At 59.7% G+C, this 14,811-nt stretch carries 15 protein-coding genes and 1 pseudogene; 4 read left to right on the plus strand and 12 right to left on the minus strand.

The annotated features are described in order from the left end of the window. Positions 1 to 5 precede the first annotated feature (5 nt). From FJ979_RS13405 to FJ979_RS13430, 6 genes are all read right to left on the minus strand, one after another. Positions 6 to 752 (minus strand): NAD(P)H-dependent oxidoreductase, encoded by a 747-nt coding sequence (locus FJ979_RS13405; protein WP_140581377.1) that lies wholly within the window; start codon positions 750 to 752, stop codon positions 6 to 8. 43 nt (positions 753 to 795) lie between these two features. Then, positions 796 to 1,341: a carboxymuconolactone decarboxylase family protein gene (locus FJ979_RS13410; protein ID WP_140581378.1), complete on the minus strand. Its 546-nt coding sequence runs from the start codon at positions 1,339 to 1,341 to the stop codon at positions 796 to 798. Between the two features lie 34 nt (positions 1,342 to 1,375). Continuing rightward, positions 1,376 to 2,083, minus strand: coding sequence for a nitroreductase family protein (locus FJ979_RS13415; protein WP_140581381.1), 708 nt, complete (start codon positions 2,081 to 2,083; stop codon positions 1,376 to 1,378). Positions 2,084 to 2,196: 113 nt separating this feature from the next. Further along, positions 2,197 to 3,168, minus strand: a complete 972-nt coding sequence (locus FJ979_RS13420; protein ID WP_140581384.1) for an AraC family transcriptional regulator — start codon at positions 3,166 to 3,168, stop codon at positions 2,197 to 2,199. A 540-nt stretch (positions 3,169 to 3,708) separates the two neighbouring features. Beyond that, positions 3,709 to 3,954, minus strand: a complete 246-nt coding sequence (locus FJ979_RS33450; protein ID WP_224704912.1) for a peptidoglycan-binding domain-containing protein — start codon at positions 3,952 to 3,954, stop codon at positions 3,709 to 3,711. Between the two features lie 315 nt (positions 3,955 to 4,269). Then, positions 4,270 to 4,602, minus strand: coding sequence for a hypothetical protein (locus FJ979_RS13430; protein ID WP_140581386.1), 333 nt, complete (start codon positions 4,600 to 4,602; stop codon positions 4,270 to 4,272). 950 nt (positions 4,603 to 5,552) lie between these two features. Between FJ979_RS13430 and FJ979_RS13435 the strand changes: the two genes are divergently transcribed. Further along, positions 5,553 to 5,834: a DUF427 domain-containing protein gene (locus tag FJ979_RS13435; RefSeq protein ID WP_140581389.1), complete on the plus strand. Its 282-nt coding sequence runs from the start codon at positions 5,553 to 5,555 to the stop codon at positions 5,832 to 5,834. Between the two features lie 78 nt (positions 5,835 to 5,912). Here FJ979_RS13435 and ileS read toward each other — a convergent pair whose 3' ends face one another. Together ileS and FJ979_RS13445 are read right to left on the minus strand one after the other, a co-directional pair. After that, positions 5,913 to 8,888 (minus strand): isoleucine--tRNA ligase, encoded by a 2,976-nt coding sequence (gene ileS / locus FJ979_RS13440; RefSeq protein ID WP_140581392.1) that lies wholly within the window; start codon positions 8,886 to 8,888, stop codon positions 5,913 to 5,915. A 110-nt stretch (positions 8,889 to 8,998) separates the two neighbouring features. Next, positions 8,999 to 9,412, minus strand: a complete 414-nt coding sequence (locus tag FJ979_RS13445) for a cupin domain-containing protein (RefSeq protein ID WP_140581395.1) — start codon at positions 9,410 to 9,412, stop codon at positions 8,999 to 9,001. 304 nt (positions 9,413 to 9,716) lie between these two features. Between FJ979_RS13445 and FJ979_RS13450 the strand changes: the two genes are divergently transcribed. Both FJ979_RS13450 and FJ979_RS13455 read left to right on the plus strand, forming a co-directional pair. Beyond that, positions 9,717 to 10,199: a hypothetical protein gene (locus tag FJ979_RS13450; RefSeq protein ID WP_140581398.1), complete on the plus strand. Its 483-nt coding sequence runs from the start codon at positions 9,717 to 9,719 to the stop codon at positions 10,197 to 10,199. A 635-nt stretch (positions 10,200 to 10,834) separates the two neighbouring features. Beyond that, a complete protein-coding gene (locus FJ979_RS13455; protein ID WP_140581401.1) occupies positions 10,835 to 11,185 on the plus strand; it encodes a hypothetical protein in 351 nt (116 codons plus the stop codon). A gap of 38 nt (positions 11,186 to 11,223) precedes the next feature. Here the strand turns inward: FJ979_RS13455 and FJ979_RS13460 are convergent, their stop codons facing one another. The 3 genes and pseudogenes from FJ979_RS13460 to FJ979_RS13470 all read right to left on the minus strand — a co-directional run. Beyond that, complete coding sequence (locus tag FJ979_RS13460; RefSeq protein WP_140581404.1) at positions 11,224 to 12,414, minus strand: NADH-quinone oxidoreductase subunit D; 1,191 nt, start codon at positions 12,412 to 12,414, stop codon at positions 11,224 to 11,226. Positions 12,415 to 12,596: 182 nt separating this feature from the next. Beyond that, positions 12,597 to 12,875, minus strand: coding sequence for a hypothetical protein (locus FJ979_RS13465; protein WP_140581406.1), 279 nt, complete (start codon positions 12,873 to 12,875; stop codon positions 12,597 to 12,599). A gap of 260 nt (positions 12,876 to 13,135) precedes the next feature. Next, positions 13,136 to 13,262 (minus strand): annotated as a pseudogene (locus FJ979_RS13470) (IS3 family transposase); the annotation flags it as partial. Between the two features lie 301 nt (positions 13,263 to 13,563). Between FJ979_RS13470 and FJ979_RS13475 the strand changes: the two are divergent. After that, positions 13,564 to 13,905: a hypothetical protein gene (locus FJ979_RS13475; protein ID WP_210239509.1), complete on the plus strand. Its 342-nt coding sequence runs from the start codon at positions 13,564 to 13,566 to the stop codon at positions 13,903 to 13,905. Positions 13,906 to 14,086: 181 nt separating this feature from the next. Here the strand turns inward: FJ979_RS13475 and FJ979_RS13480 are convergent, their stop codons facing one another. Then, positions 14,087 to 14,752, minus strand: a complete 666-nt coding sequence (locus tag FJ979_RS13480; protein ID WP_140581409.1) for a peroxiredoxin-like family protein — start codon at positions 14,750 to 14,752, stop codon at positions 14,087 to 14,089. Between the last annotated feature and the right edge of the window lie 59 nt (positions 14,753 to 14,811).

Below are 14,811 nucleotides of genomic sequence, written 5' to 3' on the forward strand. Positions count from 1 at the left end.
CGTGTTCACAGACCGGCGGCGGCCGGAAGGTTGTCGCATGGTCGTGCCAGGAGGTTGCGACGCGCCGCCAAGGTGTTCTTGGCGATACTTTCCGGAGCGGCAGGGCACCGCGAAATCACTGCAGGCGAACCGACACCTGGAAGCTCTCGCACGACCGTCAGGTCAAGCGCTGCCAAAGTCTTCTTCCTCGCAAGTCCCGCCTTGTCCCCATCAAGAAAGGCGGTGGCCTCTAGCGGGAGGAATTGCAGGCTTTGCAGCCCGATGGAGTTCAGCGCCAGCGTCAGATACGGCGTGAGAAAATCCGGCTGGTTGGCTCGCTCGCCGGTGAAGACGCCGCCGGAAGCGACGCCGATGAACACCGGACGATCCCTGAGCATTCCCACCTTTCCGGCCGGCGTCGACTTCATCGTGCGATCGACGCGCAGGACCTGATCGATCCAGGCCTTGAGGACCGAGGGAAGGGTGAAATTGTGCATCGGCGTTCCGATGACGATCACATCGGCCGCTTCGACTTCTCGAATGAGTGTTTCGGAAAGATCCAGAGAACCCTGCAGCGGGGCCGCCAATGTGACCGGCGACGACAGGGTGACTGCGTAATCCGCCTCGGCGTGAGGCAGGGGTTGCGCTCCCACATCACGCCGCGTGATGGTCGCCCCGGACGCAACCTCGAGAAGCATTTCGACCATCGCCGCCGAAAGCTTGCGGCTATGCGATTCCTGTCTCGGACTGACATCGATATGGAGAATGTTCATGTGATTGTTCCGATGGCTTCACGAGGTGGCGAGAAGACAGGGCTCAGATCGAGCCAGCCGGTGCGACCCAAGGGAAGTCCTTGTCGTGATCGAAGACGTTGTTGAAGAAGTTCGTCAGGGAGTACATGGCGACCAGCGCGACGATCTCGATGATGTTCGCGTCGGTGTAGCCAACCTCGCGGACAGCATTCAGATCGGCGTCACCAACATGCCCTCGGGTCTCGATGACCTTGCGCGCGAACTGCACGGCGGCGTCCCGCTTCGGGTCGTTGGCGTGACCCTTTCGGGCGAGGATGATGTCCTCGGCCGACAGCTTGGCCATGTGTTCGGCCGTAAAGCTGTGAACCGTCAGGCAATAATTGCAGCCGTTCAGCTCGGAGACCGCGAGGCCGATGCTGTCGCGTGTCTTCACATCCAGCGCCTTGCTCAGGGATCCGAGTAGTGTCGCCCATGAGTTAAATGCAATGGGGCTCTGGGCGAACGCCGCCATCATGTTTGGGGTGAACCCGATGTTCTTGGTAAAGGCATCGAGAGTGGGTTTCGAGTCAGCCGGCACCTGGTCCGGCTTCAGAGCGACAGTTCTCGCCATCATAGGCTCCATAAGTTCTTGATTGTGTGGTTGATCATGCGAAGTCGAGAACGTCGGCCACCGGCATGCGCGGCTTCTGCGGCCAGTTGCCCGCTCTCTCCGGTCCCACGGTCAGCAACATCACCGGGATTTCATCCTCGGCGAGCTCGAACTCGCGATGCACAGGTTCGGCATCGAAGCCGATCATCGGCGTCGAGCCCCAGCCCAGCGAGCGGGCCGCATAGATGATCGCCGCAGCGCCGAAGGTGGCGGTGCGGACCGCCTCGTCGCGGTCCTGTTGCGGTTGATCGTCATAGATCCGGCGCGCGTCCCGTTCCCAATCCGGCACCATCTGCGCCTGCATGATGCCCGCTTCCACCACCGGCGCCAGGCGATCGGGGACGGTGCTGGCATCGGCCAACTTGCCGATGACGATGAAGGTCACGGCAGCGTCGGTGATCGCAGGCTGGTTCCAGGCGATCGGACGCAGCCGAGCCTTGGCTTCAGGCGACCGTACGGCGATGAAGCGCCAGTTCTGCAGATGAAAGGATGTCGGTGCGGACGTGCCGATGCGCACCAGCTGACGGATCTGATCGTCGGTCAGGGTCGCGGCAGGGTCGTAGTATTTAGTGGCACTACGGCTCAAAATGGTCTCGATTACGACGTTCGTCGCGAGAGCATTTTCGCTATTCCCGGTCTCAGAATCGGCGTCGCCAACGACGCGCGTTGCGGGTTTGGTGGCGGCGGTGTTGATGCAGTTCATTGGGGTAGCTCCCTCATCAAGTGATTACAAAGATCAATTTACGTGTGGCGGTGATTAGTTCGAGACTGGATTGGCTCAATAAGATGCGTTAAAGGATCAAAACATGCCCATGCTCAGCCGCCGCGCATCTGCTCGCCGGTGTGCGCCGCTCGACGCCATTCCCCCGGCGTCATCCCCATCCTCTCGGCAAATACGCGCCTGAATGCCGATACCGACTGATAGCCGACCGTCTCGGCCACTGCCTCGGTGCTGATGGAGGGCTTCTTCAACTCATTGGCTGCCAAGCTCATGCGGAGATCGGTCAACAGATCGAGGGCGGAGCAACCTAACCTGTCTTGAAAGTGCCGCATGAATGTGGCCCGCGACATGCCGCACATATCCGCCAGATCAGGCAGCTTCCAGGATCGCGCCGGATCGGAGAACATCGCCGCGATTGCTGGCGCCAGCCGCGGATGGCCGGCAAGAGCCAACAAGCCTTCGGGGGCTTCCTCGGCCTCGCTCGCCGAGCGCAATACCAGCGTGAACAGTGCCGAAGAAAGTGCGTTGAGAATGGCCCGTCCTCCCGCTCTGTCGCCCGCGGATTCCATTCGCATCAGCCTTACGAGACTCGCCAGTTGGTTGGAGGCAGAGCCGATGCCGTCTTCTCCATCACCGTTCATTGCCCGAGCGACGAGATCGGCGGGCATGTAGTTGCGGATCAGCCGATCGTGCGGCGGCCCAATGAAAAATCGCCCGCACAACAAATCCAGTTGCTCGCCCCGGCCGTCGTTCTTACTCAACGTCCATCCGGCAGAGCCAACGCTTTCGTGTGTACGGATTGGCGTTCCGCCGCTGCCGTCATGCAGTACGTGCGCCGCGCCGTGAGGGAGCAGCACGACATCTCCCCTCGCCAGCTCCCGCGCCGTTCTCGTCTCCGGATTCTCTAAAATGGCCCGGCCACTGACGATAACGTGGTAGGGAATTTCGTTCGCCGCAGATTGGCCCCAGGCTACGCGCCACGGCGCACCATACGCGCAGCGAACCTCGAGCTGCCCGGTCACGGTAATGATTTGCAAGAGACGGCTGAGCCAGTCCACTTCAGACATAAAACCTCGGCAACCTGAAACAGCGACGCTTCTTATCGAAACAGCCTTTTGGCTTTACCTCTCGGCCACATCTCCAAACCTGGGGCCGCACCAGCGCTGGAGCGTGCGCGAGCCATCGAGCGCTCGACAATCAGAACCGTGGACCCTGTATCAGACACTGCCATAACGTGCGGCTATCAGTTCAATTAACGAGCCGCCACCAATGGGAACGATTTGGGAGCGGGCAGGTGCCACCGCTCAACGGATCGACAGTTTTTCGGATATCGGCGGAGCGATTTGAGTCACCGAAACAAGGGCCCGTGGCCGGCTGGCTTGGGACCGAAAACTGTTCGTCCGCTTCTGGAGTGAAGTCACCGGTAAGCCGCTGTTGCGCTGACGGCTGCACCGGCTCTATCAGGGCTCCCGCCAGCTCCTCAGAGGAAGCCGGCCGGCCGCTCAGATGATGTCAGCATTCCGCCTCGACGGCTCTGCGTCACAAAGCCGGCCATTGAAAGAACGTCTGCAACGGGTCACTCCAGAAATGCTTGGCGCTGCGCGTCTTCATATCCCTGATCCGTCCGTTGTCCTCAACGCATCCAATGTCTCAGGTGTGATCGTACCTGTCACTTTCAAACCATAGTCCGTCTGAAGCTTCGTCAAGGAAGCCCTCATTTCGGGACGGAATATGCCGTCGAGTTTCCCGTTGTAATAGCCGAACGCCAGCATGGCGAACTGCACCTCAAGGACAATGTCCTTGAAACGCTCGGCGTTACCCGGAAGGATCTTGAGCGGTGCCGGGGCAGGCACGGTCTTCGGGCTTGATATGTCGGAGGGGGTGTCGGCGGACTGTACAACCGAGCGGTGTAAGTTGGGGATGGGCTTTGATAGTCAGGAGCTGAATATCCCCCGGTCGACGAACGATGGCTGCTATGCGAGCTGTGACTGCTGTGGCTACTATGCCCCGCCAGCGTATACTCGTGATTGAGTTTGAAGATATCGAACAAAGGCGTTGACTTTCCGCCGTCGCTGAATGTCGGTTTCGTCGGAAATGCATGCGTCTGGGTCGGAAGGAAGCCGGCCGCTAGGAGCGACGGGATCGCAAACAATCGCTTCTTCATGCCCCTACCCCCAAATTCGCGTATCGTTCAAATAGGTACGTTTCCAGTCGGAAATTGTCCCCGGCGCACGGTGCCTGAATTCCTCGGGCACCGTGCAGAGCGGAAAATTATACAACCGCGCCTCTATCCCGCGGCTGGTGACGAAATTCACGGCTCGCGAAATCACGTCAAAGCCACTTGAGCTGTCGTAAAATAGCTTTGCCCAATTCTGCCGACCGTAGCCGATGTTTTTCAGCTGCATGATTGCCCATGTGTGTATAAACGGCAGGATCGTAGCGATGAAGCGTGCAAGTGCTGAAAGATTGGACGCGTTCGGTTGCATCAGCACTGTGCGCAATTCGATCTGCGCGCCTGTCCTGCAAAGAAATCCAAGGTTTCGCAAAAGGCCCTCGTGCGCACCCTGCTTGCCGACAATCTCGTCATGAACGGTCGCATCGGATGAATAAATTTGTCTCGGAGATGCTCGGCGAGACGACCCAGGTTTACAAGACGCCGATCCAGCGGCCGGGGCAGGGGATATTCGCGCCCCGCGTCTGGGCCCCGCACTATACACCGCGGCCGCTGCGAAGTCCGCTCGAGCTGCGCGAGATGTCACCGCTCCTGTCGATCCTTATGGTACGAACTCCCCGTCCTTCGAACTGACCAAGATCCGGCACTCCTTAGACAAGCCCTACCGCGGCTATTACGAGCGCGCGAAAGGATCGCCATCTGTCCTGCCTCGGCTGCAGGCTTGGCAAGACGAGCCCTTGCAAGGGGCCATCAGCCCGGCGCCCGAGCCGCAGAACACTCAAGAGGCGCCGAGTACGAAGACGCGGTCTAGGTCTAAGCCACGTCAACCGCCGCACGTCGGGCGTCGCGCCGCACGAAGGCAAACGCCAAGGCCGCTCCGGCGATGCAAGGTGATAACGCCGCGCTGGCGTTTGTGCCGCGTCCTGCCGCGCCACCCTCCAAACCGCTGCCAGGCAAGATGCTTTCCCTCGGCACACAACCTTCGGCGCCGGCGGGAGAAACCTGCGACGTTCGCGAAATCCTGGCCGCCGCGGCACAAGAGCAAGACGCGGAATTCAACGCAATGAGCGCCACCGTTCGCAACGAACACGGACCGACGGTCCGCGAGGCCATCGAGACGCTCGACGCGCTGCACCGATCTTTTGGGAAGGACGAAAGATAGGACCAGAGCGGATCCGTAACGCTATGCAATCCATTCCCGTTCGTTAATTCGCCGGGCCGACAGCCTGCGGTAGCCTTCTGGCCATCAAAACAACGTGGCACGGCCAGGAGAATTCAATGACAACGGCGACTTGGAACGGCGCGACCATCGCGGAATCAGATAAGACGATCGTCGTCGAAGGAAATCATTACTTCCCACCTGAAAGCGTGCATAAGGAATTCTTGCAAACCAGTTCGACGGCAAGCCGCTGCCCGTGGAAGGGAACAGCGAGCTATTATTCATTGGTTGTGGGCGAGAAAACCAATGAGGACGCGGCGTGGTATTACCCACAGCCGTCGACGGCGGCCGCAAACATCAAGGACTACGTCGCATTCTGGAATGGCGTCGACGTCAAATAGCAACGTTCGACAGCACGCCGGACAATATGCGCGCAACTGTTGTTTCGTAGCCGGGACTTTAACTGCCAAGGATGCAGGCTAGGCGGCTCTTTCCAGCGCCTTCCACTCACGTAGCGCCTGCGCATCGCGCGGCGTGACATCGGGATATTCGAGATCGTCGCCGACGGTTGGGAGGATCTTCCATGACCGCGCGCATTTCCTGCCGACCGCCTTCTCAACCACCACGGCAACTCCCGGCACGTCATTGAGCGTGAATGCACCCGCGGGCGGGGCTTCGTTGCTCGCCATCGCGTTGGAGGTGATGCAGATCTCGGCCAGGTCGATGTCGGCGAGGGTGCCCAGCAACGTCGTGTCCGAGACATAGACCAGCGGTGAGGCCTCAAGCGACGAGCCGATCCGCTTGGAGGCGCGCTCGACTTCCAACGCGCCGGTGACGACGCGGCGCACGTCGCGGATCGCGTCCCATTTCTGCGCCAGCGCATCGTCGCTCCATGCGCCAAGGACATTCTGGAACGGCTCGAGATGGACGGAGGATGCGCCGGGATAGCGCGAGAGCCACGCTTCCTCGGCGGTGAAGGACAGGATAGGCGCAAGCCAGGTGACGATGCGCCGGAACAAATAGTCGATCGCCGTCAGCGAGGCCTTGCGCGCGACGGATGATGGCGGGTCGCAATACAGCGTGTCCTTGCGGATTTCGAAATAGAAGGCCGAGAGCTCGGTGTTCATGAAATGCGACAGCGTGCCAATCACCGCCTTGTATCCAAACTCGGCATAGGCCCGGCGGACGACGGCATCGATCTCGCTCAACCGATGCAGCATCAGCCGTTCAAGCTCGGGCATTTCATCGGCCTTGATGCGATCCTGGTCGCGGAAGTGCGCGAGGCTGCCCAGCATCCAGCGGATGATATTGCGTAGCTTCCGATAGGTCTCGATGGTGCCTTTGAGGATTTCCGGCCCGATCCGCAGATCGTCCAAGTAGTCCGATTGCGCGACCCACAGGCGCAGGATGTCCGCGCCGGACTGCTTGATGACGTCCTGCGGCGCGGTGGTGTTGCCGAGCGACTTCGACATCTTACGGCCGTGCTCGTCGAGCGTGAAGCCATGCGTCAGCACCACGTCATACGGCGCGCGGCCGCGCGTGCCGCAGCTTTCCAGCAGCGAAGAATGAAACCAGCCGCGATGCTGGTCGCTTCCCTCGAGATACATCACGGTATCGTTGCCGCCATCGGCCTTGCGCTTGATGCCAGCGAGGCCGGGAAACTGTTGCGCGTCTTCCAGCACGAACGCATGCGTCGAGCCGGAATCGAACCAGACATCAAGAATGTCGTCGACCTTCTTCCAATCGTCCTTGGCGTGATCGCCGAGGAAGCGTTCGCGCGCGCCTTCGGCGTACCAGGCGTCGGCGCCTTCGCTCATGAAGGCTTCCGCGATCCGCAGATCGACGGCCTCATCCCGAAGGATCTCCACCGAGCCGTCCCCTTTCTCGCGCACGAATACGGTGATCGGCACGCCCCAGGCGCGCTGGCGCGAGACCACCCAATCGGGGCGGCCCGCGATCATGCCGGTGATGCGGTTCTGTCCCTGTTCGGGCACCCATTGCGTAACCTGAATGGCCTGCAAGGCGCGATGACGCAGCGTGTCGCCGGACTTCGCCTTGCTACCGTTCAAAATGTCCTTATCCATCGCGATGAACCATTGCGGCGTGTTGCGATAGATCACCTGTTTCTTCGAGCGCCACGAATGCGGATACTGATGCTTGAGGCGACCGCGCGCCAGCAGCGCGCCGCGCTCGATCAGCGCCTTGATGACGGCGTCGTTGGCGTCGCCCCTCTCACCCTTGTCGGTGAGCACGCGCTTGCCGGTGAAGCCCGGAGCCTGCGCGGTGAGCGCGCCGTCAGCATCGACGGTGTAGGGGATCGTCGATGAGATGCCGCGCGCTTCCAGGTCGCGGGCATTCGCCATCCAGATGTCAAAGTCCTCGCGGCCATGGCCCGGCGCGGTGTGGACGAAGCCGGTGCCGGTGTCGTCGGTGACATGATCGCCATCGAGCAGCGGCACGGTGAATTCGTAGCCGCCGTCGAGCCCCTTCAGCGGGTGGCTGCATTCGAGCGCGTCGAGGATACCGGAATCGATGTCGGAGGTGCGCTCATAGGACGTCACGCGCGCCTGCTTGAACACATCCGGCGCAAGCTTGTCGGCAAGGATCAGAAGGTCGCCGGTCTTCGCCCAATTGTCGGCGGGCGCGTCGGTAACCTTGTAAAGGCAGTAGGCGATCTTGGAGGAAAACGAGATGGCGCGGTTGCCGGGCAACGTCCATGGCGTCGTGGTCCAGATCACCACCGAGGCATTAGCGAGGCGGCCGAACGCGGCCTTCACCGGAAACTTCACCCACACCGTATCGGAGATCTGGTCTTCATATTCGACTTCCGCCTCCGCAAGCGCGGTCTTCTCGACCACGCTCCACATCACCGGCTTGGAGCCACGATACAACAGGCCGTTGGCGGCGAATTTCATGATCTCGCGCGCGATCTGCGCTTCGGCGCCGAAGTTCATGGTGGTGTAGGGATGCGCCCAGTCGCCGATCACGCCGAGGCGCTTGAATTCCTCGCGCTGGATGTCGATCCATTTCTGCGCGAATGCCCGGCACTCTCCTCGGAATTCGTTGATCGGCACCGCGTCCTTGTTCTTGCCCTTGGCGCGATAGGCCTCCTCGATCTTCCATTCGATCGGCAGGCCATGGCTATCCCAGCCTGGGACGTAGTTCGAATCGAAGCCACCCATCTGCCGGCTCTTGATCACGAAATCCTTGAGGATCTTGTTGAGCGCGTGGCCGATGTGGATGTTGCCATTGGCATAGGGCGGGCCGTCATGCAGCACGAATTTCGGACGGCCCTTAGACTTCTCGCGCAGCCGGTCGTACAGGCCGATCTCGTTCCAGCGGGCGAGCAAGTTCGGCTCGCGTTCCGGCAGACCCGCGCGCATCGCGAAGTCCGTCTTCGGCAGATAAAGTGTCTTGGAATAGTCGCGGGAGGGAGACTTCGACTTATCGATCATAGCAGCGTTTTGGGCCAACCCCGTGGAGCGAACGCATTGCGTCTGAAACAACAGGCTAGCGGCGCCGTGAGACCGCAAAGTCATCAACGGCGCGCCGCTGCCCATGTCCTCTACGGGAACGTTATGCCGAACGCGGCCGGATCCGGCTTCTCACCTTTTCGGGGAACCAACATGCGCTCCAAGCCTCCCGGCACGTAAGTGGCCAGCAGGACCGCCTGGTCGCCGACAATCTCGATCGTATGCGGCACGCCACGTGGAAGTGCGGCGTAGGCGCCAGGGCCGACCTCGACGCGGGTATCGCCGACCGTCGCGATGAGCTTTCCCTCCACGACATAGACCAACTCGTCCTCGCGCGAATGGGTATGCATCGGAGGCTCCTCTCCGGCGCGCACCGTCCACAGGACCGCGCTATAGTCGCCGCCGGACTGGCCGCTTTCCACTTTGATCTCGATTTTCGAACCGCCGCTGGCGGTCATTGTCTCGCCGCCCTGCGGCGGTGTCAGAACTGGTTTTTTGACTGCCATTTGTGGCCTCCTAATCATGACCTTTGCTTGGGTATCGCAGTAGCGATGAACAATTGTCGCTCACGTCCATCAGCATGGGATCGCGGGCGGCAAAGGAGAAATGACGTCACGCCATGAAATTAATAGCCGCGCGTTATAGCGGTCCCAGGCCTTCGATATTGGACACGTGCGCGGTCGAGACTGACTGACTACGCAACTCAGCCGCAAACCTCGGCTGACGCCCGATCGGGCGCTCAAGTCGGCGCCAGGAAGCGCGCCACTGTCGCATTTCTAACTTGCTGCACCCTGCCCTTTGGAACGGCCAATGCGACATTTCTTCTTTGCAGAGCTGGCGACATTTCTACATCGCCGCCACAGGCAATTTAAGAAGGGTAGGTTCAAGTTTGAGATGCGACCTGCGAGCGAGCGATCGCAGCAACGAAGCGATGCAATGCGCCTACTCGCAGATCGACCTGAACGAAAACGCCGCAAGACCGAAGATGGCAACTGGCGTTACGAGGTCGATCGGACAATGCTTTTTGCCGTCCAACTTGAACCTGCTTTGGATCGCCAGGAACTGGACCTAGCTCGCCGTCCGAAGCAGTGTGAGAGAATGATCCTTGTTGATTCAAAATCCTCAGACCCCGCTTCTCAGCCAGGTATCGGATTGATCGTCCGATTTCTGAGACGAGTCTATCGCACAGTGGGCGCGGTGGTCGTCGCCGGAATCATCGTTCAGCTCTACGTGTGGACGAGCTATTCACTGAGGCCTATCGACGTAAGCGGACACTCCTCGGCGGAGCGATGAGCGCGCCGCCGGACGGGTTGCTCTGGGTGATTTCGCTGTGCGGCGTGCTTGTCACCGCACTGCTGCGGCTCCCCGGCTTCGGCTTAGCGTGGACCGTGGACGGAGCACTGCCGATCGTCCTCGGCGCGTTGGCGCTATGGCACTATCTAGACGATTATGGAGGGCAACTGATCTTCAGCCCCGAACGATCTGAGATCGTCTCGGCCATGATCCTCAGCGGGGGGACCTTTTGCTCGGCACGATGCTGCGTCGATACGGTTTCGGGTCGAGGCTGCGGTCATCGGGACCGGTCGATGGGCTTTTGCTGTCGATCATGGCGGTTGTCTTCGTCGGCTTGCCAGTCGTGCTTGAGATCGGCAAGCATCAACCCCTCCCCGCCTGCGCTCACATCTCCGAAGGACAACAGCCCCCAGGCTGCCTCTCAAATCGGCGGTATGCGCCATGATGAGAGGCGCGCTTCGATGACACGCAGGAACAGGCAATGATCGCTGCCTTTGACCGCGCTTCTGCTACTCGCAGCGGCGACACCGCCCCCCATCCGGGCTTCGAACCGCTTTCGCCCACCGGCGATCACGAACTCGCATGTAACGATGTTGAGGATCTGCGTCGAGAGGGCGGAGCCTAGCGTCTTTACGGTGGCGCGCGGCGAAAAGGAGATCGCTCGCTGGACGCTGGATACCGAAGGCGACAGCTGCTTTTCCGAAGAAGATTACAAACGCCGCGCTGGAGCGTGCTCCGCCGAATTCAGTTTTGCCGGGGTCCTGAGCGCCGACAAATCGGACGGACAGCATCTCCCCGTTTTGCATTTTAAGTTGGAGGCGTCGCACTTTCCGCGAGGCATCTCGCGTTTTGACGATTCAACGAGGTTGGCGCCCATCCATAAGGGCGATCTGACGTGGGAGGAAGACCCACGTTGTACCTTTTCGCGTAGCTTCCGCTACGACCTAACGCGCGAGCAATATTTGCCGGATGCCACCCTTGCCTGATTGTAGCGACTACACGGATCCATGAGCTATGTTGTCGTTTATCGGTCGACCTCACCGAATACGATATCGAGCGAACCGAGAACCGCCGAAATGTCGGCAAGCATGTGGCCCCTGGAAATGAAGTCCATCGCCTGGAGATGGGCAAAACCCGGGGCGCGAAGCTTGCAGCGATAGGGCTTGTTGGTGCCGTCGGAGACGAGATAGACGCCGAACTCGCCCTTCGGAGCCTCGACTGCCGCATAAACCTCGCCGGCGGGCACATGATAGCCTTCAGTGTAGAGCTTGAAATGATGGATCAAGGCTTCCATCGCCCTTTTCATTGCGGCCCGTTTCGGCGGCACAACCTTGCCGTCCTCCGTTGACACCGGACCAATGCGCTCTTTGCCCAGAAGGCGGTCGACGCACTGGCGGATGATCTTTGCGGATTGACGCATTTCTTCCATCCGGATTAGATAGCGATCGTAACAGTCGCCATTCTTTCCGATGGGGATGTCGAAATCCATCTCTGCGTAGCATTCGTAAGGCTGCGATTTCCGGAGGTCCCAGGCTGCGCCCGAGCCGCGCACCATAACGCCCGAGAAGCCCCACGCCCAAGCATCGTCCAACGCGACGACACCTATATCGGCATTGCGCTGCTTGAAGATGCGGTTGGGGGTCAAAAGCTCGTCGAGATTTGCAACTGTGACAAGAAACGGGTCAATCCAGTTGCCAATGTCCTCGATCAGCCGTTCGGGCAGATCCTGGTGTACGCCACCCGGACGGAAATAGGCAGCGTGCATCCGTGACCCGGAAGCGCGCTCATAGAAAACCATCAGCTTCTCGCGTTCGATAAAACCCCAAAGCGGAGGCGTAAGCGCACCGATATCGAGAGCCTGTGTCGTGATGTTGAGGAGATGGCTCAGTATTCTGCCGATTTCGGAATAGAGGACGCGGATCAGCTGCCCTCGGATCGGCACGTCGATGTCCAGGAGCCGCTCGACTGCCAGCGCGAACGCATGCTCCTGATTCATTGGCGCGACATAGTCGAGCCGGTCGAGATAGGGCACGGCCTGAAGATAAGTCTTGTGCTCGATCAGTTTCTCCGTGCCGCGATGCAGGAGCCCGATGTGCGGATCGACGCGGGTGACGAGTTCGCCGTCCAGTTCGAGCACCAGGCGCAACACGCCGTGAGCTGCCGGATGCTGCGGACCGAAGTTTATATTGAAGTTCCGAACGGACTTTTCGGGCATGACAACGTTCTCCCATACGGATGAGACGAGACGGCACCGTAAAGTTACCGACCAATCGACGCAGCGTTGGCTGGTCAGTTCGGCATTCACACTGCATTTACATGCGCGATCTCGGCCCGGGCCCGCATGGTCGAATCATGGGCGACGGGCACGAGGCCCGCCGCTAATCAGTGGCTTCGGCCCTAGTGGTTTGCGCCGCCTAAGGGTTTTAGGTTCGCGCAAAATTCCGCGTAAGGTTTGCTCATAGCGGCGTCCTGACACTCTTTCATCATCGCGTCCTGATCACTCTTTGCCATGTTTTTCCAAGCGGCCTCGAACGCAGCCTTCGGCTTCATCGTTTTCATTGCTGAATCAGTAAAAAACGGCTGCATCATCGCTGGCGAGTCGAGAGCGCCTGCCAATGCCCCGCCTCCAAGCGTTGAGAAAGCCAATGCTCCGAACAGAATGGGTCTCAGATTCATTAGTAGGTGTCCTTCTAGTTTGCGGGAGTTCTTATGCAAAGTGTGTCTGCGCCAGCTCGAAAACTGCGTTCTCTTCGGCGCATTTAGGTTTCGCCAGAAGTTGACGCTCCAAGCGAATGAAACCATTGTATGGATTTCATAACAGACGGGAATTGAAGTGGTCTGTGAGGTAGGCCCGCCTGATGAGACAGCTTGGCGGCTTGACTAAGATGGATCGGGTTGGTTTCTGCGCGGCCAGTTGCTCCCATTTCTGACGTAGCATAGACCTCGTTGGGTGTCCTACCGCCAGAAATCGAGTGTGGGTCGCCGGTTATAATAGTCGATCCATAAACCGATGCCGCTGCGCGCCTCGCTTCCGATCTCGACTGCGATGAGGAAGACGCATTCGGGAACGCTTGTCGCTCGGCTCAGTGATTTCAGCTGGTTGCTTCGCTGTGTAAATGTCTTCCTTCGCGAAGCGTCATCATCCCCTAGGCGGTGCGCTACCGCGCAGACAAAGAGGCAGTTCATCGAAATCCCTAATTGCCAATCGCTATGAAAACCATGCCCGGCGGTAGTTGGAAGCATCGATCCATCCCGCCAAGATACAACTCTCGTTCATGTGTAATCCCGGGGAGCCATTCGCTGATGGCAAGCTGGGGCTTGGAAACGAGCCGTCAACAAAACTCCATTTCAATAGGAGAACGACATGTCCGATATCGAAGGTTCTGCTGTCAAAGACGGCGATCGTATTGACCGAGCCGACATCGCCATCGCGGTGACACGAGCACCATTTGCGTATGAGGACGGCGCAACACAGGAGTTCTACTCGGACGGACGCACCGTTTACACGGACGCCGGAGGTCGGTCGTCGGGAGAATGGAAAGTGGACAATGACGGGAGGTTCCAGTCGTTCTGGCCGCCGTCGGTATACACCACATACGATGTGTTCTGGATAGCCGGTTCCGACGGAAAGGCTGTAGGAGTGAGGTTCACTGACCCGATTAGCGGGGCAACATTCGACGGTCGATACGCTCCCACGCCCGCCTGAGATCGCGGTTTCTTGCGTGCTATCAAAGGCGATGGGCGGCTTGGTGCTCCCTTCCCCAGACGACCAGATTCAGGTTTGGCGTGACCCGCCTGCCAGCTCTCATTGTGCGTCGTGTCGTATGATTTCGATCACGCGGAGCCGAGGCAACGCTTTCGCAACTCGGGACTTTCTTCTTCGCGGCCTATGCAGCATGCGGATGGCGCAGATGATCCAGCACCGGTAACGCGTCACGTGGTGGAGAACGACTGGACTGCCCGGGGTTGATCTCCGAGAAGGCAATAAGCCCTGCCCTATCGACGATGAAGCGGGACGGTATCGGCAACGTCCAGCTTTGGTCGCCGTTGAAAACGGGGAGGTCGATATCATTCTTCCTGTGAAGGTCTCGGAGCAATTCAGGTATGCGCCATCGCACGCCGAAGAGCTGGCCAACGCGACCGCCTCGATCTGAAAGAATCGGAAAGCCGAGCTTCAATTGCGCGTGTGCTTTTGCGTTCTCGGCGACGGTCTGCTGGGAGATGCCCACGAGTGACGCGCCACGCGCTTCGATCGACGGGCGAAGGGACTCGAATGCTTGCAGGTCGCGATTGCATGCGGGAAACCACAACCCGGTGTAGAAAGTAACTAGCATCGGCCCATGCCGGAGCAGTGTTTCCGAGGCGACCTCAACGCCATCGTGGCCCGGCAGTCGAAAGGACGGCGCACTGTTGCCTGCCTTGAGCGCGCGCTCGGCCTGCCCAGTCGCGATCAGGTATTCCGTGGCGCTATGAAGCAGGTCCGCGACGTCACGCGTTTTTCGCCTTGTCACCGGAGGCGAAGCCGCATCAGACGTGCTCTTGCTTTTTCGCATTGCCGGTCTTTCCTCCCGCATGGCCGCTATTTACCCTGGGGAACTCTGGTTCAGGTCGC

The sequence above is a fragment of the Mesorhizobium sp. B1-1-6 genome (assembly GCF_006443035.1).
GTDB lineage: Bacteria > Pseudomonadota > Alphaproteobacteria > Rhizobiales > Rhizobiaceae > Mesorhizobium.

What these genes read in the sequence shown, in the direction of transcription:
- FJ979_RS13465 (WP_140581406.1), bottom strand. Translation starts at nt 12,875, where the DNA reads ATGAATCTGAGACCCATTCTGTTCGGAGCATTGGCTTTCTCAACGCTT.
- ileS (WP_140581392.1), bottom strand. Translation starts at nt 8,888, where the DNA reads ATGATCGATAAGTCGAAGTCTCCCTCCCGCGACTATTCCAAGACACTT.
- FJ979_RS13450 (WP_140581398.1), top strand. Translation starts at nt 9,717, where the DNA reads ATGCGACATTTCTTCTTTGCAGAGCTGGCGACATTTCTACATCGCCGC.
- FJ979_RS13435 (WP_140581389.1), top strand. Translation starts at nt 5,553, where the DNA reads ATGACAACGGCGACTTGGAACGGCGCGACCATCGCGGAATCAGATAAG.
- FJ979_RS13475 (WP_210239509.1), top strand. Translation starts at nt 13,564, where the DNA reads ATGTCCGATATCGAAGGTTCTGCTGTCAAAGACGGCGATCGTATTGAC.
- FJ979_RS13445 (WP_140581395.1), bottom strand. Translation starts at nt 9,412, where the DNA reads ATGGCAGTCAAAAAACCAGTTCTGACACCGCCGCAGGGCGGCGAGACA.
- FJ979_RS13415 (WP_140581381.1), bottom strand. Translation starts at nt 2,083, where the DNA reads ATGAACTGCATCAACACCGCCGCCACCAAACCCGCAACGCGCGTCGTT.
- FJ979_RS13460 (WP_140581404.1), bottom strand. Translation starts at nt 12,414, where the DNA reads ATGCCCGAAAAGTCCGTTCGGAACTTCAATATAAACTTCGGTCCGCAG.
- FJ979_RS13480 (WP_140581409.1), bottom strand. Translation starts at nt 14,752, where the DNA reads ATGCGAAAAAGCAAGAGCACGTCTGATGCGGCTTCGCCTCCGGTGACA.
- FJ979_RS13405 (WP_140581377.1), bottom strand. Translation starts at nt 752, where the DNA reads ATGAACATTCTCCATATCGATGTCAGTCCGAGACAGGAATCGCATAGC.
- FJ979_RS13410 (WP_140581378.1), bottom strand. Translation starts at nt 1,341, where the DNA reads ATGGCGAGAACTGTCGCTCTGAAGCCGGACCAGGTGCCGGCTGACTCG.
- FJ979_RS13420 (WP_140581384.1), bottom strand. Translation starts at nt 3,168, where the DNA reads ATGTCTGAAGTGGACTGGCTCAGCCGTCTCTTGCAAATCATTACCGTG.